Source organism: Sphingobium fluviale (assembly GCF_004122115.1).
Lineage (GTDB): Bacteria > Pseudomonadota > Alphaproteobacteria > Sphingomonadales > Sphingomonadaceae > Sphingobium > Sphingobium fluviale.
The window spans coordinates 18,149-41,423 of record NZ_SBKP01000008.1 but is presented as its reverse complement, the minus strand read 5'-3'; the positions used below and the strand labels follow the sequence as shown (position 1 = coordinate 41,423).

Sequence of the window (23,275 nt, the reverse complement as noted above, 5' to 3'; positions counted from 1 at the left end):
TTCAGCAAAAGTGGGCACCGGTTTTGCGCCCGAAAATGCTGCAAACAAAAGGACAAGAATATGCGCGTAGCCATTGCCGCTCTGCTGATGACGGCCTCGATCCCCGCCGTGGCGCAGGAGCATAATGGGCATGATATGAGCAGGATGGAACAAGAAACCCGTGATCCTCTAACTGATATATGGGTTGATTGCATGCCCGGCGAGTTCGAGTGTCTCGATCGCATGCGCGGCAGAGGGGTATCTGGCTCCGGGACCTCCCGCCTTCCCGGCGAGGAAGGCGCGATGCGCGGCCTCCATTTCATGCCCGGCGACGACTGGATGCTCATGCTCCACGGCGATGTGAGCGCGAAATATACCGACCATAAAGGCCCGCGCGGGGACGACAAATATTACGTCACCTCGATGGCGATGCTGACCGCGAGCAAGGATTTCGGCGGAGCGCGCCTCGCGTTCAAATCCATGTTCTCCCTCGAACCCGCGATGCGGCATGACGGCTACCCCAATCTCTTCGCGACCGGCGAAGTTGCATACGGCCAGCCTCTCGTTGACCGGCAGCACCCGCATGACCTGTTCATGGAACTCGCCGCAAGGCTCGATGTCGATGTCGCGCCCGGCACATCCCTGTTCCTCTATGGCGGGCCGGTTGGCGAACCGGCGCTGGGGCCGAGCGCCTTCATGCACCGGGGCAGCGCGGCGAATAACCCCGAGCCGCCGATCAGCCATCACTGGTTCGACAGCACGCATATTACTTATGGCGTGGTGACAGCGGGCGTTTCTTCCCGACGCTGGCAGATCGAGGCTTCCACCTTCCGCGGGCGCGAGCCGGACGAACACCGATGGAACATCGAGACACCCAAGCTCGATTCATGGTCCATCCGCGCGACATGGAACCCAACGCCACGCTGGTCCGCGCATGTTAGCCACGGCTTCCTTAAGCAGCCTGAAACGACCCATGTCGGCGAAGACGAACACCGCACTACCGCCAGCGTCCATTATGCCGACGGGCGCCTCTCCGCCATGGCGGCATTTTCAGCGAAGAACCGCGATCCGGGCGATACGCTGACCGCGTGGATCGCCGAGGCGAACTATGCCCTCACCGCGCATCACGCGCTGTTTGGCCGTATCGAAAATGTGAAGAATGCCGAACTGTTCCCGGATCATCATGACCCGCTGCACGATGTCGCCTTTCGTGTGACCAAGCTTCAGGCAGGCTATGCGTGGCAAACACCCCTCGGCAGCAGCCCTTTTCGCCTCACGCTCGGCGGTAGCGCCAATGCCTATCTGAAGCCCGCCGCCCTTGACGCAGCTTATGGCAAGCATCCATGGGGATATACTCTGTTCACCCGGCTTTCCTTGGGGCACTAGCAGCTTATGACCGTTTATTTCGAGGATATTGAGGTCGGCACAACAGAGCGTTTTGGTCAGTATGAGGTTACACGCGAGGAAGTGATTGCCTTCGCCTCCCGCTACGACCCGCAGGACTTCCATCTCGATGACGCCGCCGCAGCCGCAAGCATATTCGGCAAGATTCCAGCAAGTGGCTGGCACACATGCGGCATGGCGATGAACATGATCGTATCGCATTGGAAGGAATGCGGGACGGCCGACGCCAGCATGGGCGGGCTTGGTATGGACGAAGTGCGCTGGCCGCACCCGGTCTATCCTGGCGATGTCCTGCGATGCGAAATCGAGGTGCTGGACAAGCGCCCATCAGCCAGCCGCCCGGAAATGGGCATCATCAAGAGCCGCTGGAGCGTCTTCAACCAGAACGACACATTGGTCATGACGCTCATATCCAACGGTATATGGCGCACACGGGCTGGAAAATCTGGCTGATCAGCCTATCTGCGCCCGAACAGCTTTTCGATATCGCTGTGCGCCAGCTTCACCCATGTCGGACGGCCATGATTGCACTGGCCGGAGTGGGGCGTCACTTCCATCTCTCGCAGCAAGGCGTTCATCTCCGCGACGGACAGCAGCCTGCCCGCGCGCACGGAGCCATGACAGGCCATCGTTGCGGCGACGTGGTTGATCCGTTCTCTGAGAGAAAGCGCCTGATCAGCCTCAGCCAGATCATCGGCCAGATCACGCACAAGTCCCTCGGCGTCGTTCGCACCCAGCATAGCCGGAGTAGCGCGCACCAGCATCGCAGCGGGGCCGAAGCGCTCCAGCTCCAGCCCGAATTCGGCCAGCTCCGTAATCCGCGTCTCAAGCCGATCGCAGGCAGGCTCGTCTAGCTCCACCACCTGCGGCAGCAACAGCGCCTGAGAGGCGATGCCGCCGCCCTCGCTTTCGAGCGCACGACGCATCCTCTCCAGCACCAGTCGCTCATGCGCGGCATGCTGATCGACCAATACAAGCCCATCCTCCGCCTCGGCTACGATATAGGTCTTCGCCACCTGGCCGCGCGCAACGCCAAGGGGGAAGGACTGGGCCGAGGGAGCAGAATCTAATGCGGTCTCTCCACGCGCGGCGGGCATGGGCATGGCGGGCGTGTAGTCGCCCCACTGCCGCACAGCATCCGAAAGATAGGCATCCACAGGCGCGAAGTCATGACGGCGCTCCGGCTGATGCGCAAAGATCGGCAGCGCGCCGATGGGCGTTGGCGACGACCGCTCGCTGCGCCATGCCGCCATCGCCGCCAAATCCGGCCGCTGCACTGAGCGCAACCCCGCTTCATCTAGGGCGCGCTTGAGACCGCTCACGATCATGCCGCGCACGAAGGCAGGATCGCGGAACCGCACCTCTGTCTTGGCGGGATGGACGTTCACATCCACTTCGGTCGGCGGCACATCAAGGAACAGCGCGACAACCGGGTGCCTGTCTCGCGTCAGAAGATCGGCATAGGCGCCCCGCACAGCTCCAAGCAACAGCCTGTCCCGAACCGGGCGGCCATTGACAAAGAGATAGAGGTGATCGGCCACGCCACGATTATAGGTGGGCAGGCTCGCGACGCCGGACAGGCGCACGCCCTCGCGCTCAAGCGAGACGATCACATGATTGTCGGCCAGATCCCGATCCGTCAGCGCCGCAACACGCGCCTCGCGCCCCTCGCCCGATTGTACCGCGAGCGAACGCCGCCCATCATGCTCCAGCGAAAATGCGATCTCAGGATGTGCCATTGCGAGACGACGGACCACATCGAGACAGGCCCCATATTCGGCACGTGGACTGCGCAGGAACTTGCGGCGCGCAGGCACCCGCTCGAACAGCGCCTCGATCCGCACGCTTGTTCCCGGCGGAACGGCGCACGGCCCTTCCTCCACCAGCGCGCCATTGTCTACAACCCGTTGCCAGCCTTCGCTACCGCGCACTCTGCTTTCCAGCGTAAGGCGGGCTACGGACGCTATGGAGGGTAGCGCTTCACCACGAAAACCAAGCGTTTCAACCGCTTCGATCCGCTCATCCGGCAGCTTGGATGTCGCGTGCCGCTCCAGCGCCAGCGCCATATCGGCCGCGCTCATGCCACAGCCATCGTCAATCACCTCGATTCGTTCTGTCCCACCAGCCGAAAGCCTAATCGAAACGCGCGATGCTCCTGCATCAACGGCGTTTTCCACCAGTTCCTTCAGCGCGCTGGCCGGTCTTTCAACCACTTCCCCCGCGGCGATACGGTTAACAAGGTGTTCGGGCAGGCGGCGTATTGACATATGCCGTTGACTAGCCCAAGCGGACGCATTCCGCGAGCCGTGGCCGGATATTTTTTCGCCTTCATCCTTACGTGGCGCGCGCACGCGAACATTGAAACAGGATATGGCATGTCAATTTTCACCCGGTTGTTCAAATTCTCCTCGCAAGACATGGCCATCGACCTCGGCACCGCGAACACCGTGGTCTATGTGCGCGGTCGTGGTATTGTGCTGAATGAGCCATCAGTGGTGGCTGTTGAGACGATCAACGGCGTCAAGCGCGTCAAGGCCGTGGGAGACGACGCCAAGCTGATGATGGGCAAGACGCCCGATTCCATCGAAGCTATCCGCCCGCTGCGCGATGGCGTGATTGCCGACATTGATGTCGCCGAGCAGATGATCAAACACTTCATCACCAAGGTGCATGGCGGCAAGGCGCGCCCGTGGCGTTTCCCTGAAATCGTGATCTGCGTGCCATCCGGCTCCACCTCAGTTGAGCGCCGTGCGATCCGCGATGCTGCCAGCAACGCTGGCGCATCTCAGGTCTTTTTGATCGAGGAACCGATGGCCGCCGCGATTGGCGCAGACATGCCGGTGACGGAGCCGATCGGCTCTATGGTCGTCGACATCGGCGGCGGCACGACCGAAGTCGCGGTGCTTTCCCTGCGCGGACTTGCCTATACCACCTCGGTTCGTGTGGGTGGCGACAAGATGGATGAAGCGATCGTTTCCTTCGTACGCCGCCATCACAATCTGCTGATCGGCGAAGCGACCGCAGAGCGCATCAAGAAGGAATTCGGCGTCGCCCAGCCGCCCGCTGACGGCATCGGCGCGACGATCCATATCAAGGGCCGTGACCTCGTCAACGGCGTGCCCAAGGAAATCAGCATCACGCAGGCGCAGATCGCCGAGGCATTGGCCGAACCGATCGGCACCATCGTCGAGGGCGTACGCATTGCGCTGGAGAACACAGCGCCAGAGCTGGCGGCGGATATCGTCGATCAGGGGATTGTCCTTACAGGCGGCGGCGCGCTGCTGAAAGGGCTGGACGACGAACTGCGCGACGAGACCGGCCTGCCCGTTACGGTTGCGGACGATCCGCTGACATGCGTCGCCATCGGCACCGGCCGCGCGCTGGAAGATCCGATGTTCCGCGGCGTGTTGCAAACCGCGTAGCCTAGGGAGACCGCCTGCCATGGCGCGACCGTCCAGTCGCCGTCCCGGAGTGAACAGGCGGGCCCAATATGGCTTGTTCGCGAGCTATGTCATTACAATAGCGTGCGCGATTGCGGGTCTGTTGCTGGTTTTGGTGTCCGTTGCCGACCCTGCGGGATTTTCTGTCTTGCGCGCGGGCGCGGCGACACTAACCAGTCCGGTGGCCTCTGCCCTCAAATCCATGGTCCGCAGTTTCGGTACGATTGACGAGCAGATTATCGCCTATATCGACGCCGGGTCACAGAATGCAGCGCTGCGACGTCAGGTTGAGGCCAACAGGGTCAAGCTGATAGAAGCTGAAGCTGTCGCACAGGAAAATAGCCGCCTCAAGAAGCTCCTCCAGCTCACTCAGGAGACCGACAACAAGGTTGCGACGGCCCGGATGATTTCATCCTCCTCCACCATCAGCCGCCGCCTCGCCCGGATCAACACAGGCAGCGTAGCAGGTGTTTTGGCAGGGATGCCGGTGCGCGCGCCAGAGGGCCTTGTGGGGCGGGTGCTGATCGTGGGACCACGCAGCGCGGATATCCTCTTGCTGACGGACAGCCAGAACATTGTGCCTGTGCGGCGGGCAAGAGACAATATCGGTGCCATCTCCACAGGTCGCGACGATGGCACAGTCGAGATTCGTCCTTTGAGCGCAGGGGCCAACCCGTTTCGCCCTGGAGACATAGTGGTGACGACCGGAACCGGCGGGATTTATCGGCCCAATATCCCTGTGGCAATCATCGTCGCACTGCGCGACGGCTACGCCATCGGCGTCCCTCTGGCCAACCCCGCGCGTGTGGAGCTGGTGATGGTTGAGCGCGCCTATGATGCCAATATCCCGGCACCGGTGGTACAGTCCAAGACAGAAGCGCCTGCCTCCGAGGCAGCAGTGCAATGAGCCAGCCGGTTCCTCGTCTGGGCAGCACGCCCTCGCCTTGGCGCATGGATGGCACACCGATAGTGACCGTACTGCTGGCCTCAGCGTTGCCAACGATGCTGCCGCTGATCGCGCAGGCCCCCACCCTGCCCCCGCTGGGCCTACTGATGTTTGTTGGATGGCGGCTACTGCATCATGAGCTATGGCCGCTGTGGATCGCCGCCCCGCTGGGCGCATTCGACGACCTGATGAGCGGCAATCCGCTCGGCACAGCCATCTTCCTGTGGTGCGCCATCAATCTCGCGATTGAACTGGTCGACACGCGCCTCTATTGGCGCGATTATTGGCATGACTGGCTGATTGCCCTCACAGCGTCCGCCTTTTTTCTTTTTGGCGGGTTGGGTTTTGTGCATCATTTCGGTAGCGGTGCCCCTGTGTCGCTGATCTTGCCACAAATTCTCTGGTCTGCCCTGCTCTATCCGCTTATTGTGCGCGTGGTCGCCCGAACGGACCGCTGGCGCATGATGGCATGAAGTTTCCAAAGCTCACCCCAAAGAACATTACCCAGGCCAGCCTTTCCCATAGCTTCACGCGACGCGCGATGGTGCTGGGGACGATACAGGGCGGCATCGGAGTTCTGCTTGCTGCGCGGATGGGCTGGATCAGCATTGCCGAGAATGAAAAATATTCGCTCCTGTCTGAGAGCAACCGGGTCAACCTCACACTTGTGCCTCCACGCCGCGGCTGGATCATCGACCGGCATGGCATACCCATCGCCAAAAACCGCACCGATTTCCGTGTCGACATCATCCCGGACCGGCTTCAGGATCGGGCGCGCGTCGTCGGCACGTTGGCACAGCTTCTCTCGCTTGCGCCGGAAGATGTGGAGCGCATTAATGAGGAGTTGGACAAAGCCGCCGGGTTTCAGCCTGTGCAGGTATCCGACAAGCTCAGTTACGACCAGTATGCAGCTGTTTCGGTGAGATTACCCGATCTGCCGGGAATCGCTCCAGCGCAGGGCTTTTCGCGCGATTATCCTGCCGGGCCATCGGTAGGCCACCTCATCGGCTATGTTGGCGTTGCATCGGCCAAGGATTATGACGAGCGCAAAGACCCGCTTCTCATCACACCGGGATACAAGATCGGCAAAGATGGGCTGGAGCGCACCTTCGAGGCAGCGCTAAATGGCAAACCCGGCGCAAAGCGGGTGGAGGTGACGGCACGCGGCAAAGTGGTGCGCGAACTCACCACCCGGCCCGACACTCCCGGCAAAACGATCCAGCTCACGATCGACGCCGGACTGCAGGAATTTGCTGGGCGCAGGCTCGGTACTCAGAGCGGCTCTGTCGTGGTGGTCGATTGCAGGACAGGCGATCTTCTAGCCATGGCTTCTATGCCAAGCTTCGATCCCAACAGCTTCTCCGATGGCATAAGCCATATGGAGTGGGACATGCTGAGCCAGGACGACCATGTTCCCCTGCGCAACAAAACGCTGCAAGGCCTGTATCCGCCCGGCTCCACAGTCAAGCCCATGGTCGCGCTCTCCTTTCTGGAGGCAGGACTTGATCCCAACGAGACGGTGCAATGCAGCGGTGCCATCCGGGTCGGCAATGGCCGCTTTCACTGCTGGCGGCGCGGCGGGCATGGTGCGGTGAACATGCACCGGGGCATAGAGCAGAGCTGCGACATCTATTTCTATGTGATGGCGCAGCGCCTCGGCATGCAGGTGATCGCGGATATGGCGCGCAAGCTGGGGCTGGGGCAAAAATTCCCGCTGCCCTACCCCAGCCAGAGCTATGGCACGGTGCCCGATGCCGCCTGGAAGAAAAAGAAATATGATCAGGACTGGCAGGTTTACGACACTGTAAACGCCACCATCGGGCAGGGTTATATGCTCGTCAATCCGCTACAGATCGCGATCATGGCGGCGCGGCTGGCGTCTGGAAAGGCACTGATGCCGAACCTGTTATTTGGTGCGAAGCGCGAGCCCGCCCTGCCGCTGGGAGTATCGCGGGAGCATCTGGAGATTATTTGGGCCGCCATGCGCGATGTGGTGAATGGGCGCGGCACCGGTGGAGGCGCGCGGCTCTCTGTGCCCGATATATTGATGGCGGGCAAAACCGGCACAGCGCAGGTACGCCGCATCACCATGGCCGAGCGACGCAGCGGTGTGCGCTCCAACGCTTCGCTGGCGTTCAAACTCCGCGATCATGCACTGTTTATGGGCTTCGCACCCGCAGACAACCCCCGCTATGCCATCGGCACCGTCATTGAGCATGGCGGGCACGTCAACATTATTCAAGACGCCCCGCGCATCTCTGGCGATGTGATGAGCTATCTGTTCGATCCCAAGGATGCGATGGAACGGCTTGTCGCCTATGAAAAGGATTGGGGCGGTGATCCCTTTGCCCGGCAGGAAGCACAGATGGCTGCCTATCGCGCGGCACATGGCATGGCCCCGCCGCCTGCCACTACGGCCGAAAATACGGCCAATGCGGCAGATCAGCATGGCACACCCGCTGTCGTGACCCCCGCTGCCACGCTGGATACATCATCAGCGCAGGCGCCTTCCACACCCGCAGCAAGTGTGAGCAACGTGCAGGAGGAAACGGATTGAGCATCGTCCCCTCCACCGTTTCCCGACTGCCATGGCGCCTCATGGTGCTGGTTAGCGCTATTGCAGGCTTTGGCGTTATCGTACTCTACAGCGCGGCCGGCGGCAGTATGACGCCATGGGCGCTGAACCAGCTCATCCGCTTTACTCTCTTCACCGGTATGGCGCTAACGCTCTCGCGAGTGCCGGTTGAGCTGTTTGCGCAACTGGCCTTCCCGGCATATGGCGCCGTCCTCATCGCACTCATTATTGTCGAACTGATAGGCGGGGTTGCGGGCGGCAGCCAGCGATGGATCAACCTCGGCTTCATGCAGCTCCAACCCTCGGAATTTATGAAGCCTGTAATCGTTCTGGCGGTGGCGCGCTTTTATGCCCGGCTTCCTGTGGGTGAAACGCGGCGCTGGACGGCGATCTGGCCTGCGCTGCTGATGATCGGCTTGCCATGGGCGCTGGTGCTTATCCAGCCCGATCTCGGCACCGCGACCATGATCGCGGCGGGAGGCGTGACGGTAATGTTCCTTGCCGGGCTGCCGTTGCGCCTGTTCATAGGTGCGGGGCTGGCGCTTGCTGCGGCGATCCCCATAGCATTCAGCTTTCTGCATGAGTATCAACAAAAACGCGTGCTGATCTTCATGGACCCGGAAAGCGACCCGCTCGGCGCCGGCTATCATATCAGCCAGTCCAAAATCGCAATCGGCTCCGGCGGTTTGTGGGGCAAGGGATATTTGCAAGGCACGCAAAGCCATCTCGATTATCTGCCCGAAGGCCATACCGATTTTGTATTCGCCACGATGTCTGAGGAGTGGGGGCTGGCAGGCGGCGTCCTCCTGATTGCCGCTTTCATGCTGTTGTTTCGTTGGGGCATCCGTGTCTCCATGCGCGCGCGCGACAGATTTGCTGCACTCGTTGCCGCTGGGCTTACGACAACAATATTCTTCTATGTTGCGATAAACCTGATGATGGTAATGGGCCTTGCGCCGGTGGTGGGCATTCCGCTGCCCTTCATGTCCTATGGGGGAAGCTCCATGCTCACAGTGATGCTGTGTATTGGCATCATTATGGCGGTAGACCGCGATAGCAGACAGGGCATCAGCACGGGCTGGCGATAGGGCGCCTTTTGATTATGAAGACGCTCGCCCAACCAGACGATCATGCGCGCTGCTTTCCACCGGTCATCACGCCTGAAACACGCCTGCTTATTCTGGGAAGCCTTCCTGGGCGGCAATCGCTGGCCGCGCAGCAATATTATGCGCATCCCCGTAACCAGTTCTGGCGGCTTATAGGCGAGGTGATCGACACAAATCTCGCCGCACTGCCTTATGAGGCCCGGCTAAAGCGGCTACTGGCGCATACTATTGGTCTGTGGGACGTGGTTGGAGAGGCGATACGCCCCGGCAGCCTCGATATGCGGATAACCGGAGCCGTACCAAACGATCTGACCACGGTGCTGACCGGTCTGCCAATGTTGACAGCCATTGCGTTCAACGGAAAGACAGCGAGCCGCGTAGGGCGTCATCAGCTTTTCTCCCGCACTCAACCTGCAACTGTGGATACCCTGATCGATCTGCCCTCCAGCAGCCCTGCGCATACGCAGAGTTACGAGGAAAAGGCTCGTTCGTGGCGCGCGCTCAAGGAATTTATCGGGCGATGACGTGTCGCTGGAGCATTTTCAGAATGACCGTATTCCGAAGCGAGGAGTGTTCTGCGCTCATCTTGAAACCGGTATAGAGATCAGATTTTGAGAAAATGGGGCGACCGATGGGATCCGAACCCACGACCTCTGGTACCACAAACCAGCGCTCTAACCAACTGAGCTACGATCGCCACATGGAGCATGCCCCCTAGGGGCGGACGGTCACTTAAGCGCGCCAATCAGCAGCGTCAAGCAGACAAATGACTAACTCTCGCCGCTGCCATAGAAAAAGGGCGAAGCCTCGGCCTCGCCCTCAAACTATACCATAAAGGCACCTTCATCACCAATTGCTGCCATCGGCCCAACACAACACCACCCGCAATCCGTGCGAGCGGCCCCTGATGGCCGACAGCTATACGATCAGTTGACGGAGTCCTTCAGACCCTTGCCAGCCTTGAACTTGGGCTGAGAGGATGCCTTGATCGTCATGGTTTCGCCGGTGCGCGGATTGCGGCCGGTCGATGCCTTGCGCTGCGAGACGGAGAAAGTGCCGAACCCAACGAGGCGGACTTCGTCACCCTTCTTCAGCGCGCCCGTGATTGCGTCAAACACGCCTTCCACGGCCTTGGCGGCATCGGTCTTGCTAAGGCCGCTGCTGTCAGCGACTGCGCCAATAAGATCCTGCTTGTTCATTGTGTGGGAACCCCCTCGTTGCTTGTGTTGAAATGGGAATCGTTAATTCGGGAGCGCCATAAATGCGCGGATTTTGGCGTCTGTCAAAGGGTAAAGGCAAAAAAATCACGCAATTACGGTGCGCGGCGCATCAGGATAGCCGCGTACCTCGCGAAATTTTAATGACGCACCGCAATATCCCCCTCCGCGCCCGGCGACGAAACCGGCTGCGCGGCGAGATCATCCTCCTCTGACCATGCAATCGCTTCGAGTGGCACAGCGAGCGAGCGAGCCAACACCTCGTCAACATGACTGACCGGGACAATCTCAAGATTATCCGTTATATTTGAAGGGATTTCTGCCAGATCCTTCTCATTCTCCATCGGGATCAGCACGGTCTTGATGCCACCGCGCAGCGCTGCCAACAGCTTCTCCTTCAGGCCGCCGATCGGCAACACACGCCCTCTGAGCGTAACCTCTCCGGTCATCGCGACGTCTTTTCGCACTGGCACACCGGTGAGCGTGGAAACGATGCTCGTCACCATGCCGATACCTGCCGAAGGCCCATCTTTTGGCACAGCGCCTTCGGGAAGATGGATGTGAATATCCTTGCGATTGAAGATGATGGGGCGAATACCATAGGCTGGCGCGCGCGCTTTCACATAGGAAAACGCCGCCTGCACCGATTCGGTCATCACCTCGCCGAGCTTGCCGGTGGTCTTGATCGCACCCTTGCCGGGGACAGTCACAGACTCAATGGTCAGCAGTTCGCCTCCCACCTCAGTCCAGGCGAGGCCAGTAACGGCACCGACCTGATTTTCCTCCTCACCAACGCCGTGGCGGAACTTGCGTACACCGGCAAAATCACTCAGATTTTCGGGCGTGATCTCAACACTGGTCACGCCGCCTTCCAATATCTTGCGCAGCGCTTTACGGGCCAGCCGCGCGATCTCGCGCTCCAGCGTGCGGACACCAGCCTCACGCGTATAATAGCGGATAAGGTCACGCAGCGCGTCCTCGGTGACAATCAGCTCGCCCTCTTTAAGGCCATGCGCCTCGATCTGCTTGGCAACGAGGTGCCGCTGCGCGATCTCGACCTTCTCGTCCTCAGTATAGCCCTCCAGCCTTATGATCTCCATCCGGTCCAGCAGAGCCTGAGGCAGGTTGAGTGAGTTGGCCGTGGTGACGAACATAACATCTGAGAGATCGAGGTCGATCTCCAGATAATGATCCTGGAACTTGGCGTTCTGTTCCGGGTCCAACACCTCCAGCAGCGCGGAGGCGGGGTCGCCGCGGAAATCCTGACCCAGCTTGTCGATCTCATCCAAGAGGAACAGCGGGTTCATGCTGCCCGCCTTCTTGAGGTTCGCCACGATCTTGCCCGGCAACGAGCCGATATAGGTACGGCGATGGCCGCGGATTTCCGCCTCGTCGCGCACGCCGCCGAGCGACTGACGCACAAACTCCCTCCCGCATGCCTTGGCGATCGACTTGCCGAGCGAGGTCTTGCCGACGCCCGGAGGTCCGACGAGGCACAGGATCGGCCCTTTCAGCTTGTTGGTGCGCGCCTGGACAGCGAGATATTCGACGATCCGGTCCTTGACCTTTTCCAGCGCGAAGTGATCGGCGTCGAGAATTTCCTGCGCCTGGCGAAGATCGTTCTTGACCTTGCTGCGCTTGCCCCAAGGTAGGCCCAGCAGCACATCGAGATAGTTGCGCACGACAGTCGCCTCGGCGGACATCGGCTGCATCGACTTCAGCTTTTTCAATTCCGCGTTGGCCTTAGCCTTCGCTTCCTTTGTCATTTTGAGCTTGTTGATCTTGTCCTGAAGCTCGGCCAGCTCGTCGGCCTCGTCACCCTCGGCACCGCCCAGCTCGCGCTGGATCGCCTTCAACTGCTCGTTGAGATAATATTCGCGCTGGGTCTTCTCCATCTGGCGCTTGACGCGGCCGCGGATCTTCTTCTCGACCTGCAGTACGCCCAGTTCGCCCTCCATGAAGGCGAAGACCATCTCCAGCCTCTTGGCGGCGTCTGTCTCCGTGAGCAGGGCCTGCTTGTCCGACACCTTGACGCTGATGTGCGCGGCGACGGCATCGGCCAGCCGCCCTGCCTCCTCGATCTCGCGCAGCTGCACTGGGGTTTCGGCGGGCAGCTTCTTGTTGAGCTTGGCGTAATTTTCGAACTGGTCGGCTACTGAGCGCATCAGCGCCGAAGCCTGCGGGCCGCTCGCGCCCTGCTCCTCGACGGCCTCGACCTCGGCGGATACATAGCCGTCTGATTCCGACACCGCCTGAAGGCGGGCACGCTGCTTGCCCTCTACCAGCACTCGAACAGTGCCGTCCGGCAGCTTTAACAATTGCAGCACCGTGGCGATCACGCCCATGTCATACAGAGCATCGCGATCCGGCTCGTCTTCGGCGGGGTCGAGCTGGGAGACGAGGAAAATTTCCTTGTCCGCTTCCATGGCTTTTTCCAGGGCGACAACGCTTTTGTCGCGTCCAACAAACAGAGGGACGATCATCTGCGGGAAGACAACGATATCGCGCAAAGGCAGCAGCGGGAATTGCATTGCTAATCTATACTCCATGGCGCATCCGAACGGGATGCAGACCCTATATTATGTTCTATAGCGCGCCAATCAATGGCCCGGCCGGATTAGAGCAAAAAGCTGAAAATAGGATTGCATCCAACACGAGGGTAATCCGATCAAAACGGCAGCTTGAAACCGGGTGGCAGCGAGAGGCCGCTGGTCATCTTGCCCATTTCGGCGCTTGAGGCCTCATCAGCCTTCTTGCGCGCATCGTTGAACGCGGCGGCGACGAGATCTTCCAATATCTGCTTCTCTGACGGGGCAAGCAGGCTCTCATCGATGGAAACGCCGGTGATCCGCCCCTTGGCAGTCGCGCGGACCTTCACCACGCCGCCCCCAGCAGCACCCTCGACCTCGATCTTGTCGAGATTATCCTGCGCGCGGGCAAGCTCTTCCTGCACACGCTGCGCCATACCCAATATTTCGTTCAAGTCCTTCATGCGCTTTCGCTCCATTTCGCTTCGTCATCGGCGGGCATCAGCTCCGCATCGGGAAAAGCCGCCATCGCTGCCTGCATCACTGGATGACCCAGAATTTCGGCCCTGGCCGCCTGCTCGGCCTGCTCGCGCCGCTCGGACAATGTCGGCTGCGCGTCACCCTGGGCCAGCCGCAGCTGCCAGCGCCCACGCGTCACTTCGTCAATGGCCGCGCGGATGCGGTCGATCTGTTCTTGCGCCATCGGCCGGGCGGGCTCGAAATCCAGCTCTGGGGGGGCATAGCGGATCGGGCGGATGAAATGCTCGATCTCGTCCGCGATCAGGCCCTTGTTGCGATCCCACAACAGCTTGACCAGCGCCTCGAAGCTGGCGGGGAGCGTGGCGGCGGGAGCGGGTGACGGTGTGGGGGAACTCGCGGCACCCTGCGCCGACGCGGCAGGCGCCCCGCCTTCAAGCAACCGCGCCAGCTCGGAGGGATCGGGCAGGCTGGCCGCATGGATAACCCGCAACAGCGCCATATCCGCCGCCTCCGAGGGCATCGCGGCGCGCGCAACCTCCTCATGCCCCTTGAGCAACAACTGCCACAGCCGATGCAGCGGCGCGAAGCCCAGCTGGCTTGCCCAATCGGCCAGCGCCTCGCGCTCCTCCACCGATTGCGCGGGGTCATCGCCCCTGCCGCCCGCCTTCAGCAGCGTGACGCCGTGCACTGTCTCCAGCAGGCCGCGCAGGATGGAAAGCGGCTCGACGCCGAGATCATGCTGCTCGCGCATCATCGCCAGTGCGCCTTGCGCGTCTCCCACCAGCAGCAATCCGAACAGCCGGCGGATCGCGCCCCGGTCCGACAGGCCGAGCATTTCGCGCACCTGCGCGGCGGTGACGCGCGCCCCTTCCCCTGCCCCCTCTGTCTCGGCATGGGCGATCGCCTGATCGAGGATCGAGAGGCCATCACGCGCGGAACCTTCCGCCGCCTGCGCGATGAGCGACAGCGCTTCGGCCTCCGCCTCCACACCCTCCTCGCGCACCACATGAGCGAAATGCGCGGCGAGCTTTTCCGCCGAAATCCGCCGCAGATCGAACCGCTGGCACCGGGAAAGCACCGTGACCGGCACCTTGTTGACCTCGGTGGTGGCGAACAGGAATTTCACATGGGCGGGCGGCTCCTCCAGCGTCTTCAACAGCGCGTTGAAGGCGTTTTTGGAGAGCATGTGCACTTCGTCGATGATGTAGACCTTGTAGCGCGCCGACACCGCCGAATAGCGCACCGCCTCGATGATCTCGCGCACATCGTCAACGCCGGTGTGGCTGGCCGCGTCCATCTCGATCACATCGATGTGGCGCCCCTCGGCGATGGCGAGGCAAGGTTCGCAAACGCCGCAGGGATCGATCGTCGGGCCGCTCTGCCCATCCGGGCCGATACAGTTCAGCGCCTTGGCAATGAGGCGCGCGGTCGAGGTCTTGCCCACCCCACGCACGCCGGTCATCAGGAAGGCATGGGCGAGCCGCCCCCGCCTGATGGCGTTGCCCAGCGTCTGCACCATAGCATCCTGCCCGATCAGCTCGGCAAAGGTCTGCGGCCGATATTTGCGGGCAAGCACGCGATAGGCGCTGCCGGTGGTGGGCGGGGAATCGGTCATGCGGCTGTTCTAACGGCTTGCCCGGCGCTTGTCGAAGGATGAACAGCGCCGCGCCCCCCCTCTTGCATTTGCGCGCCGCCCCCGCCATATGCGGCGCGGGAGCCGGGCGGACGTGGCCGTCGCCAACCTGGTCAGGTCCTGACGGAAGCAGCCACAGTGATTCCGCTGCGGGTCGTTCCGGCTCCTACTTTTTCTTCATACGCCTTTCATATCCCGCCATTCGCCGGGCATCCGCACGCTCAGGCTGTCCATATCCGGCGGCAGGATGATCTGGCATGCGAGGCGGCTGGTGCGCGTGGCGGCGGCGGCGAGATCGAGCATGTCTTCCTCTGCCTCGCTGGCAGGGGGCAGGCGCGCGAAATCCTCCGCCGAGACGATGACATGGCATGTCGAGCAGGCCATCTGCCCCTCACACGTGCCTTCAAGCGGTTGACCCGCTGCCTGAGCAATATCTAACAGGCAGTCTCCGCTATTAGCGATAACCTCTTGAATATCCTCGCCATCAGCGCTGATGAAACGAACTGTCGGCATGACTTTCCTTACCCTTGAGCGTCTGCGGCGCGGTTTATGGCGTCAGCGGCGCGCTCGATCTCGTCCAGCGTGGTGGTGCGCCCGAAGCCCAGCCGGATCGAGGACCGCGCCTCTGCATCCGACAACCCCAGCGCCCTCAGCACATGGCTGGGCCGCCCCGATCCGCTGGCGCAGGCCGAACCGAGCGAGAAGGCCACGTCGCGGCAATCGGCCATCAGCCGCGCGGCGTCCAGCCCGTCTCGCCGCAGATTGAGGTTACCGGGGTAGCGATGATCGGCGCTGCCATTGAGTGTCCATCCTGCGAACAGCTCCTTCGCGCGCGCGCTGAGCGCCGTCACATGCGCGGCATCGTCCGCGCGTCGCTCCGCCATCAGCCGCGCCGCCACGCCGAATCCTGCGCAGAGCGCGGGAGAGAGCGTCCCCGACCGCAAGCCACCCTCCTGCCCTCCACCGTGGATCAGCGGGGGTATCTCCAACCCGTCCCGCAACCACAAAGCGCCGATGCCCTTCGGGCCATGAATCTTGTGCGCGGAAATCGCGATCATGTCCGCCTCCACCGGCAGGTCGACCCGCCCAGCGCCCTGCACCGCATCGCACAGGAACAGCGCGCCCGCGTCATGCGCACTCTTCGCGAGCGTATCGACCGGCTGGATCACGCCGATCTCGTTGTTGACCAGCATTACCGCCAGCAGGGCAGCGCGCGCATCGAGCGAGGCCTGCACCACGGCCAGATCGAGCAGGCCATCGGGCCGCACTGGCAGCAACACCGGCTCAAATCCCTCCGCCCGCAACGCCAGCGCCGTATCGCGCACGGCGGCATGTTCGGTATCAGGCAACAGGATCCGGGTGCGGCCAGGATCTCGCCCACGCATCATTCGCGCCGCGCCCACAAGCCCTATGTTGAGCGCTTCCGTAGCGCCCGATGTGAACACAACCCGCCCGCTGGACGGCAGAAGGGCCGCCACCTGATCGCGCGCCACCTCGACCGCCGCGGCAGCCACCCGGCCCGGCCGGTGCGCGCTATGCGGATTGGCGAAATGATCCCGCAGCCACGGCGTCATGGCTTCAAAGGCTTCAGGCGCGAGCGGCGTCGTCGCCTGATAATCGAGGTAGATCATGCCGCCTGCGCCTTGGCCATGCCGCGCCATGCCGCGATGAAGCGGTGTAGCTCGGCTTCGCTGGTCTGTGGGCCAAAGCTGACGCGGATCACCTCGTCCGCCGCTTGCCCGCTCCACCCCAGCGCGCGCAGCACCGGGCTGGTCTTCAGCGTGCCGGACGAACAGGCCGCCCCCGCCGAAACCGCGATCCCCGCCGCATCGAACCGGATGAGCTGCACCCGCGCCGATACGCCGGGCATATGATAGCTGGCGATGGTGGGGATGCGCTCTGTCGTCTGCGCCACCACCATGCCGCCTGCTTCGACAATCGCTGCATCGAGCATATCCCGCAACCGTGCGGCCTCGCGCATCCAACCGCGATCCTGCTCCAGCGCCACAGCCATAGCCAGTACGCCCGGCAGATTTTCTGTGCCGCCGCGATAGCCTTGTTCCTGCCCGCCTGTGGGCAGCAGAAGCGATAAATCCCGCACCAGCAGCGCGCCGACGCCCGGCGGCCCGCCGAATTTATGCGCTGAGATGGCGATCATGTCGGCTTGTCTCGGCAGATCAATCTTGCCCGCACTTTGGGCGCAATCGCAAAAGAGCCAGCCGCCCTCCGAATCGATGCGCTCCGCCAGTTCAGCGATCGGCTGGATCACGCCCGTCTCGTTGTTCACATGCTGGATGGCATGGAGCGCGCCTGTGCGCACCTCAGTCACGCGTCCGGCATCGTCCACCGCCAGCTGACCAGCCTCCTCACCAGCAATGCGCATCACCGCATCATGCTCGGTCGGGGACACGACGACGCGCTCTGCCTTAGCCCGACCCAGCGCAAGCGCGATCGCCTCGCTCGCGCCAGAGGTAAAAATCAACTCTCCGTCCCACCCCAAAGCCGCCTTGATCCGCGCCCGCGCATCCTCCAGCGCGGCCCGCGCCGCCCGCCCTTCGGCATGCGGAGAGGAGGGATTAGCCCAGCGCTCCATGCCTTCCCTCATCGCAGCGCGCGCGGCATCGCACACGGGCGTGGTCGCCGCATGATCGAGATAGATGCGTCCTGCGGAGGCTGAAGACGGGGAGTTTGGCACGAAATGACTCATTTTATTGCGAAATCGCGGTTCGGTCCTATATAGGCGCTCTTTCATTCGTGGCCAGCGCAGAGCGCAGGTGCGCGGACCCGCAAATTTTAGCAGACAGCCAGGTGCCATGCCCGACGTAATTTTTCCCGGCCCCGAAGGCCGTTTAGAGGGCCGTTTCAGCCCCCCGCCCCGCCCGCGCGCTCCGGTCGCGATGATCCTGCATCCGCATCCTCAGGGCGGCGGCACGATGAACGACCGCATCACACAGGCGCTCTACAAGACCTTCGTGCGGCGCGGTTTTGCCGTGCTGCGCTTCAACTTTCGCGGTGTGGGCCGCAGCCAGGGCACGTTCGACAACGGCATTGGCGAGTTATCTGATGCCGCCTCGGCGCTCGATTGGGTGCAGAGCTTTCACCCCGAAGCGCAGACCACATGGATCGCTGGGTTCAGCTTCGGCGCGTGGATCGGGATGCAGCTGTTGATGCGCCGCCCGGAAATACGCGGCTTCATTTCAGTAGCGCCACCTGCCAATATGTATGACTTCAGCTTCCTCGCCCCTTGCCCGGCATCGGGCATCATTGTGCAGGGTACGCATGACGAGGTGGTTACGGCGCCTGCCGTGCAAAAGCTGGTGGACAAGCTGCGCACACAAAAGGGCATCACGATCCATCATGACGAAATTCGCAACGCCAATCATTTCTTCGAAAATGAGCTGGATCAGGTGATGATGTCGGTCGACAATTATCTCGACATGCGCCTCTCCCCGGATAGCCCGATCAAATAAAATCCGCCGGGGCCAGCGTCGCCAAACGTGAAAAAGGCCGCCTCCTTGGGCGGCCTTTTCCATAGTGTTCGCTTTTAGCGCTGTTCGCGCCTGGACTCATCGTCCTGCTTGTTGCCGGCATTTTCGCCCTGTTGCTTGCGGCGCTCCGCATCCTGCTGGCTCTGCTGGCCGCCGGGCGTATTCTGATCGCCCTGCTGACGGCTTTTGTCATTCTGGTTCTGGTTGGGGTTAGCCATGTTCAACTCCTGTACTGGCGTGTCCACATGCGGACACATGAGAGGAAACCAGCCTGCTGCCCATAGTGTTCCAGCCAATGAGATGAGCCGCATGCTTTCACGACAAGGCGTTGAAAAGTCTGGCGGCTGTAGGGATTCTGTCCCTAGACCGGGATCGTCCAGATCGCCACATTGGCAAACATGACCAGCCCGGCGATGATCATCAGCCAAGCGCGCTTGCGGCTTTCCGGCTGGCGCACGAACAAGACGCATCCGCCCGCCGCCAGCACCAATCCGGCCAGCATCAGCACAGAGAGCACGGTTCCCGAAACGGGTGCGGCATTCATGGGCTATCTCTCCTTAATCGATCATGCGCATAATGCACCAATGGGGTGGTGGCAATTCCGGGGCATCGCGCCTAGATAGGCGCCACAGCCGAATCGCCTATACAGAAAGCCGCCCGCTTATGCGCATCGCCCTAGCATCGGACCACGCCGCCATAGAGCTGAAAGCGCTGCTGGCTGGCTGGCTGCATGAGCAGGGCCACGAGGTGAGCGATCTTGGCCCGCATGATGGCACGTCGGTCGATTACCCGGATTATGGCTATAAGCTGGCCGCCGCCATTGCAGCGGGCGAAGCAGAGCGCGGTATCGCGATCTGTGGATCGGGCATCGGCATCTCCATCGCGGTCAACCGCAACCCCGCCTGCCGCGCGGCGCTGGTCAGCGAGCCTCTGTCGGCGCAGTTGGCGCGCGAGCATAATGACGCCAACGTGATCGCTCTTGGCGCACGCCTCATCGGCCCTGAAATGGCCAAAGCCTGCGTTACCGCCTTCCTCTCCACCGAATTTGGCGGCGATCGTCATCAGCGCCGCGTCGACAAACTCTCGAACCCTTCGCTCTGAAAGGATATCGCCCATGAGCACCGCCCCTGCCACCCTCGAAGCCGCGAATGACATTCGTGCCGCCGACTTCTTCACCGCAGGCGTTGCCAGCCGCGATCCGCTGGTTGCCGCCGCGATCGGCAAGGAGCTGAAGCGCGAGCAGAACCAGATCGAGCTGATCGCGAGCGAGAACATCGTGTCGAAAGCGGTACTGGAAGCGCAAGGCTCTGTCTTCACCAACAAATATGCCGAGGGCTATCCGGGCAAGCGCTATTATCAAGGCTGCGCGCCGTCCGATGATGTCGAGCAGCTCGCCATTGACCGCGCCAAGGCGCTGTTCGGCTGCGGCTTTGCCAATGTCCAACCCCATTCGGGTGCGCAGGCGAACGGCGGCGTGATGCTGGCCCTGACGAAGCCAGGCGACACGATCATGGGCCTCAGCCTCGACGCAGGCGGCCACCTCACCCACGGCGCCAAGCCCGCCATGTCCGGCAAATGGTTCAACGCGGTGCAATATGGCGTGCGCGAGGATACGCACCTCATCGACTATGACGAGGTCGAGCGCCTTGCGGTAGAATCGAAGCCCACGCTCATCATCACCGGCGGCAGCGCCTATCCCCGCCATATCGATTTCGCCCGCTTCCGCGCCATTGCGGACAAGGTCGGCGCGCTGTTCATGGTGGATATGGCGCACTTTGCGGGTCTGGTGGCGGGCGGCGTTCACCCGACCCCGTTCGGCCACGCGCATGTTGTAACCACCACCACGCACAAGACCCTGCGCGGCCCACGCGGCGGCATGATCCTGACCGATGACGAGGCGATTGCGAAAAAGATCAACTCCGCCATCTTCCCCGGCCTGCAGGGCGGGCCGCTGATGCACGTGATTGCCGCCAAGGCGGTCGCGTTCGGAGAGGCGCTGACGCCGGAATTCAAGGCCTATGCCAAGGCGGTGCTGGCGAACAGCAAGGCGCTTGCGGCGCGGCTGGAAGCGCGCGGCCTCGCCGTGGTTTCGGGCGGAACGGATACTCACCTCTCCCTCATCGACCTGCGGCCTTACGGGATCAGTGGCAAGGATGCGGACGAGGCGCTGGAGCGCAGCTGCATCACCTGCAACAAGAACGGGATTCCCGGCGACCCCCTGCCCCCGACCAAGACCAGCGGCATCCGCGTCGGCAGCCCGGCGGGCACCACCCGCGGCTTCGGCGTCGTGGAGTTCGAGGCGATCGGCGACATGATCGCGGACGTGCTCGGCGGCCTCAAGGACAAAGGCGAGGCGGGCGACCCGGCGATCGAGGCCAATGTGCGCGAGCGCGTGGCGGCGCTGTGCGCCCGTTTCCCGATCTACGAGGGGTAAGAGCGAGTGCGCTGTCCATTCTGCGGACATGAAGACAGCCAGGTGAAGGACAGCCGCCCCACGGACGACGGGGCGGCCATCCGCCGCCGCCGTCAGTGCGAGGCCTGCGCCGCGCGCTTCACCACGTTCGAGCGCATCCAGCTGCGCGACATATGGGTGGTCAAGAGCAATGGCGAGCGCCAGCCGTTTGACCGGGACAAGCTTGCCCGCTCGCTGGAGATCGCCTGCCGCAAGCGCCCGATCGACCCGGCGCGGATAGAGAAACTCACCTCCGGCATCCAGCGGCAGATCGAGACCAATGGAGAGAACGAGGTCAGCGCGCAATCCATCGGTGAGCTGGTGATGTCTGCGCTGAAAGAGCTGGACAGCGTGGCCTATATCCGCTTCGCCTCGGTCTATAAGGACTTTCGCGAAGCACAGGATTTCGAGGATTTCGCCTCCGCTGTGAAGGAAGCGGGGGGTGAGTGACGCCCTGACCGGCGCCAAGCCCGTCATTGTCCTCGTCCGCCCGCAACTGGGTGAAAATATTGGCAAGGCGGCGCGGGCGATGCTCAATTTCGGGCTTACGGAGCTGCGCCTCGTCGCCCCGCGCGATGGCTGGCCCAACCCAGATGCCGGGCCATCGGCGGCCGGCGCGGATGCGGTGCTGGATCAGGCGCAAATCTATGGCACGCTGGCCGAGGCGGTGGCCGATTGCGCCCATGTCTATGCCACCACGGTGCGCAAGCGCGGCGTGACCAAGCCGGTGGTGACGCCGGAGGAGGCCGTCCGCGCAATCCATGTCGCACCGGGCCGCAGCGCAGTGGTATTCGGGCCGGAGCGCTCCGGGCTAGAGACAGAAGAAGTTGCGCTATGCCGCACGATCCTGACCGTGCCGATCAACCCCGATTTCGCCTCGCTCAATCTGGCGCAGGCGGTGATCCTCGTGGCCTATGAATGGTCGAAAGGCAGCGACGCGGAGCTGGTTCAGCCGACCGAGGAGGAGCTTTTGCCCCCCGCCCCACAGGAAGAGCTGGAAGGCATGATCGCCCAGTTCGAGGCGCTGCTGGAGAGGGCGGGCTATTTCTTCCCGCCAGACCGCGCACCCGCTACGCGCCGCACGCTGCGCAACCTGCTCACCAAGCCGGGCTGGAACCATCTGGAGGTGCGGACGCTGCGCGGTGTTCTCTCCAGTCTCGCCGATCCGCATCCGCGCGATTGATGGAAAGCGGTTGCCGCCCTCTCCCGCTTGACAATTGCACCCGGCCCCGCCATAGGCGCGCCTTCGCAATTGGCTCCGCACCCCGGTGAAGCGGAAGCCCTGCCAGACATGAGCTGACCAGAGCGAATACCGGGAATTTTGCCGTCCATCCGGCCTTCGGGTCGGCTGGATGGTTCAAGTTGTTGCAATTGTAAGGAAATATTCGTGACGAAACGTACTTCTTCCAAGTATAAACTCGACCGCCGGATGGGCGAAAACATCTGGGGTCGCCCGAAGTCCCCGGTCAACAAGCGTGAATATGGCCCCGGCCAGCATGGCCAGCGCCGCAAGGGCAAGGTTTCCGACTATGGCATCCAGCTGCGCGCCAAGCAGAAGCTGAAGGGCTATTACGGCGACATCACCGAGAAGCAGTTCAAGAAGAACTACACCGAAGCATCGCGCATGAAGGGCGATACCGGCCAGAACCTGATTGGCCTGCTGGAGCGCCGCCTCGATGCGGTCGTCTATCGCGCCAAGTTCGCGCCGACGATCTTTTCCGCCCGCCAGATCGTGTCTCACGGCCACATCTATGTGAACGGCGTGAAGTGCAACATCGCCAGCCGCCTCGTGAAGGTGGGTGACGAGATCACGCTGGGCAAGAAAGCCCGCGAGATGGCCCTCGTGATGGAGGCGCAGAGCCTCGCCGAGCGCGACATCCCGGATTATGTCGCCCCCGATGGCGCGGCGAAAGTCACCTATGTTCGCGTGCCGACGCTGGACGAGGTGCCCTATCCGGTGAAGATGGAACCGAACCTCGTCGTCGAATTCTATTCGCGCTAAGCTTTCGGACAGCAACGAATTATGC

The 23,275-nt window shown here is 62.2% G+C and carries 24 protein-coding genes, 1 tRNA gene and 1 other RNA gene; 15 read left to right on the top strand and 11 right to left on the bottom strand.

The window, feature by feature from the left end:
* Positions 1-60 precede the first annotated feature (60 nt).
* Positions 61-1,365, top strand: a complete 1,305-nt coding sequence (locus EQG66_RS09235) for a hypothetical protein (RefSeq protein ID WP_245987991.1) — start codon at positions 61-63, stop codon at positions 1,363-1,365.
* 6 nt (positions 1,366-1,371) lie between these two features.
* The gene (locus tag EQG66_RS09230) at positions 1,372-1,836 is read left to right on the top strand and encodes a MaoC family dehydratase (protein ID WP_129404309.1); all 465 of its coding nucleotides are present in this window, start codon (positions 1,372-1,374) and stop codon (positions 1,834-1,836) included.
* Between the two features lie 5 nt (positions 1,837-1,841).
* Here the strand turns inward: EQG66_RS09230 and mutL are convergent, their stop codons facing one another.
* The gene (mutL, locus tag EQG66_RS09225) at positions 1,842-3,650 is read right to left on the bottom strand and encodes a DNA mismatch repair endonuclease MutL (RefSeq protein WP_129404308.1); all 1,809 of its coding nucleotides are present in this window, start codon (positions 3,648-3,650) and stop codon (positions 1,842-1,844) included.
* A 108-nt stretch (positions 3,651-3,758) separates the two neighbouring features.
* On the opposite strand from mutL, the gene EQG66_RS09220 reads away from it, so the two are divergent.
* Genes EQG66_RS09220 through EQG66_RS09195 form a run of 6 tightly spaced genes read left to right on the top strand, consistent with a single transcriptional unit; the run spans position 3,759 to position 9,974 of the window.
* Complete coding sequence (locus tag EQG66_RS09220) at positions 3,759-4,805, top strand: rod shape-determining protein (RefSeq protein WP_129404307.1); 1,047 nt, start codon at positions 3,759-3,761, stop codon at positions 4,803-4,805.
* A gap of 19 nt (positions 4,806-4,824) precedes the next feature.
* Complete coding sequence (gene mreC / locus EQG66_RS09215) at positions 4,825-5,730, top strand: rod shape-determining protein MreC (protein ID WP_129404306.1); 906 nt, start codon at positions 4,825-4,827, stop codon at positions 5,728-5,730.
* Positions 5,727-6,242 carry a rod shape-determining protein MreD gene (locus EQG66_RS09210; protein ID WP_129404305.1) on the top strand — a complete coding sequence of 172 codons (516 nt, stop codon included), beginning with the start codon at positions 5,727-5,729 and terminating at the stop codon, positions 6,240-6,242. Before mreC ends, EQG66_RS09210 begins: the two co-directional genes overlap by 4 nt.
* A complete protein-coding gene (gene mrdA / locus EQG66_RS09205) occupies positions 6,239-8,326 on the top strand; it encodes a penicillin-binding protein 2 (protein WP_129404304.1) in 2,088 nt (695 codons plus the stop codon). The genes EQG66_RS09210 and mrdA overlap by 4 nt, the downstream gene beginning before the upstream one ends.
* Before the next feature lie 41 nt (positions 8,327-8,367).
* Positions 8,368-9,432, top strand: coding sequence for a rod shape-determining protein RodA (rodA, locus tag EQG66_RS09200; protein ID WP_425470236.1), 1,065 nt, complete (start codon positions 8,368-8,370; stop codon positions 9,430-9,432).
* 14 nt (positions 9,433-9,446) lie between these two features.
* A complete protein-coding gene (locus EQG66_RS09195) occupies positions 9,447-9,974 on the top strand; it encodes a DNA-deoxyinosine glycosylase (protein WP_129404302.1) in 528 nt (175 codons plus the stop codon).
* Between the two features lie 96 nt (positions 9,975-10,070).
* Here the strand turns inward: EQG66_RS09195 and EQG66_RS09190 are convergent.
* The 5 genes from EQG66_RS09190 to EQG66_RS09170 all read right to left on the bottom strand — a co-directional run bounded on the left by EQG66_RS09190 (position 10,071) and on the right by EQG66_RS09170 (position 15,290).
* Positions 10,071-10,147: transfer RNA gene (locus EQG66_RS09190), tRNA-His, on the bottom strand.
* A gap of 229 nt (positions 10,148-10,376) precedes the next feature.
* The gene (locus EQG66_RS09185) at positions 10,377-10,649 is read right to left on the bottom strand and encodes an HU family DNA-binding protein (protein ID WP_129404301.1); all 273 of its coding nucleotides are present in this window, start codon (positions 10,647-10,649) and stop codon (positions 10,377-10,379) included.
* 158 nt (positions 10,650-10,807) lie between these two features.
* Positions 10,808-13,198: an endopeptidase La gene (gene lon, locus EQG66_RS09180; RefSeq protein WP_245987989.1), complete on the bottom strand. Its 2,391-nt coding sequence runs from the start codon at positions 13,196-13,198 to the stop codon at positions 10,808-10,810.
* 137 nt (positions 13,199-13,335) lie between these two features.
* Complete coding sequence (locus EQG66_RS09175) at positions 13,336-13,659, bottom strand: YbaB/EbfC family nucleoid-associated protein (RefSeq protein ID WP_129404299.1); 324 nt, start codon at positions 13,657-13,659, stop codon at positions 13,336-13,338.
* Positions 13,656-15,290 carry a DNA polymerase III subunit gamma/tau gene (locus tag EQG66_RS09170; protein ID WP_129404298.1) on the bottom strand — a complete coding sequence of 545 codons (1,635 nt, stop codon included), beginning with the start codon at positions 15,288-15,290 and terminating at the stop codon, positions 13,656-13,658. The genes EQG66_RS09175 and EQG66_RS09170 overlap by 4 nt, the downstream gene beginning before the upstream one ends.
* A 95-nt stretch (positions 15,291-15,385) precedes the next feature.
* Between EQG66_RS09170 and ffs the strand changes: the two genes are divergently transcribed.
* An RNA gene (gene ffs, locus EQG66_RS09165) (signal recognition particle sRNA small type) lies at positions 15,386-15,481 on the top strand.
* Positions 15,482-15,485: 4 nt separating this feature from the next.
* Here the strand turns inward: ffs and EQG66_RS09160 are convergent.
* The 3 genes from EQG66_RS09160 to EQG66_RS09150 are packed head-to-tail and all read right to left on the bottom strand — an operon-like array spanning position 15,486 to position 18,015.
* Positions 15,486-15,821, bottom strand: coding sequence for a 2Fe-2S iron-sulfur cluster-binding protein (locus tag EQG66_RS09160; RefSeq protein WP_129404297.1), 336 nt, complete (start codon positions 15,819-15,821; stop codon positions 15,486-15,488).
* An 8-nt stretch (positions 15,822-15,829) separates the two neighbouring features.
* On the bottom strand, positions 15,830-16,969 hold the full coding sequence (locus EQG66_RS09155) for a cysteine desulfurase family protein (protein ID WP_129404296.1): 1,140 nt from the start codon (positions 16,967-16,969) through the stop codon (positions 15,830-15,832).
* Entirely contained in the window at positions 16,936-18,015 is a 1,080-nt protein-coding gene (locus EQG66_RS09150; RefSeq protein ID WP_129404295.1) for a cysteine desulfurase family protein, read from the bottom strand. The genes EQG66_RS09155 and EQG66_RS09150 overlap by 34 nt, the downstream gene beginning before the upstream one ends.
* A 106-nt stretch (positions 18,016-18,121) precedes the next feature.
* Between EQG66_RS09150 and EQG66_RS09145 the strand changes: the two genes are divergently transcribed.
* Positions 18,122-18,778 (top strand): alpha/beta hydrolase, encoded by a 657-nt coding sequence (locus EQG66_RS09145; RefSeq protein WP_129404294.1) that lies wholly within the window; start codon positions 18,122-18,124, stop codon positions 18,776-18,778.
* Between the two features lie 74 nt (positions 18,779-18,852).
* On the opposite strand, the gene EQG66_RS15325 is transcribed toward EQG66_RS09145, so the two are convergent.
* Together EQG66_RS15325 and EQG66_RS09140 are read right to left on the bottom strand one after the other, a co-directional pair.
* The gene (locus EQG66_RS15325) at positions 18,853-19,014 is read right to left on the bottom strand and encodes a hypothetical protein (protein ID WP_164975644.1); all 162 of its coding nucleotides are present in this window, start codon (positions 19,012-19,014) and stop codon (positions 18,853-18,855) included.
* Between the two features lie 143 nt (positions 19,015-19,157).
* Entirely contained in the window at positions 19,158-19,340 is a 183-nt protein-coding gene (locus EQG66_RS09140) for a hypothetical protein (protein WP_129404293.1), read from the bottom strand.
* A 119-nt stretch (positions 19,341-19,459) separates the two neighbouring features.
* Here EQG66_RS09140 and rpiB point away from each other — a divergent pair, with 119 nt between their 5' ends.
* The 5 genes from rpiB to rpsD all read left to right on the top strand — a co-directional run bounded on the left by rpiB (position 19,460) and on the right by rpsD (position 23,250).
* Positions 19,460-19,897 carry a ribose 5-phosphate isomerase B gene (gene rpiB / locus EQG66_RS09135; RefSeq protein ID WP_129404292.1) on the top strand — a complete coding sequence of 146 codons (438 nt, stop codon included), beginning with the start codon at positions 19,460-19,462 and terminating at the stop codon, positions 19,895-19,897.
* Positions 19,898-19,910: 13 nt separating this feature from the next.
* Positions 19,911-21,230, top strand: a complete 1,320-nt coding sequence (glyA, locus tag EQG66_RS09130) for a serine hydroxymethyltransferase (RefSeq protein ID WP_129404291.1) — start codon at positions 19,911-19,913, stop codon at positions 21,228-21,230.
* A 6-nt stretch (positions 21,231-21,236) separates the two neighbouring features.
* On the top strand, positions 21,237-21,698 hold the full coding sequence (gene nrdR / locus EQG66_RS09125) for a transcriptional regulator NrdR (RefSeq protein ID WP_129404290.1): 462 nt from the start codon (positions 21,237-21,239) through the stop codon (positions 21,696-21,698).
* Complete coding sequence (locus EQG66_RS09120; protein ID WP_245987983.1) at positions 21,691-22,431, top strand: RNA methyltransferase; 741 nt, start codon at positions 21,691-21,693, stop codon at positions 22,429-22,431. The genes nrdR and EQG66_RS09120 overlap by 8 nt, the downstream gene beginning before the upstream one ends.
* A gap of 204 nt (positions 22,432-22,635) precedes the next feature.
* The gene (rpsD, locus tag EQG66_RS09115) at positions 22,636-23,250 is read left to right on the top strand and encodes a 30S ribosomal protein S4 (RefSeq protein WP_129404289.1); all 615 of its coding nucleotides are present in this window, start codon (positions 22,636-22,638) and stop codon (positions 23,248-23,250) included.
* Positions 23,251-23,275 lie beyond the last annotated feature (25 nt).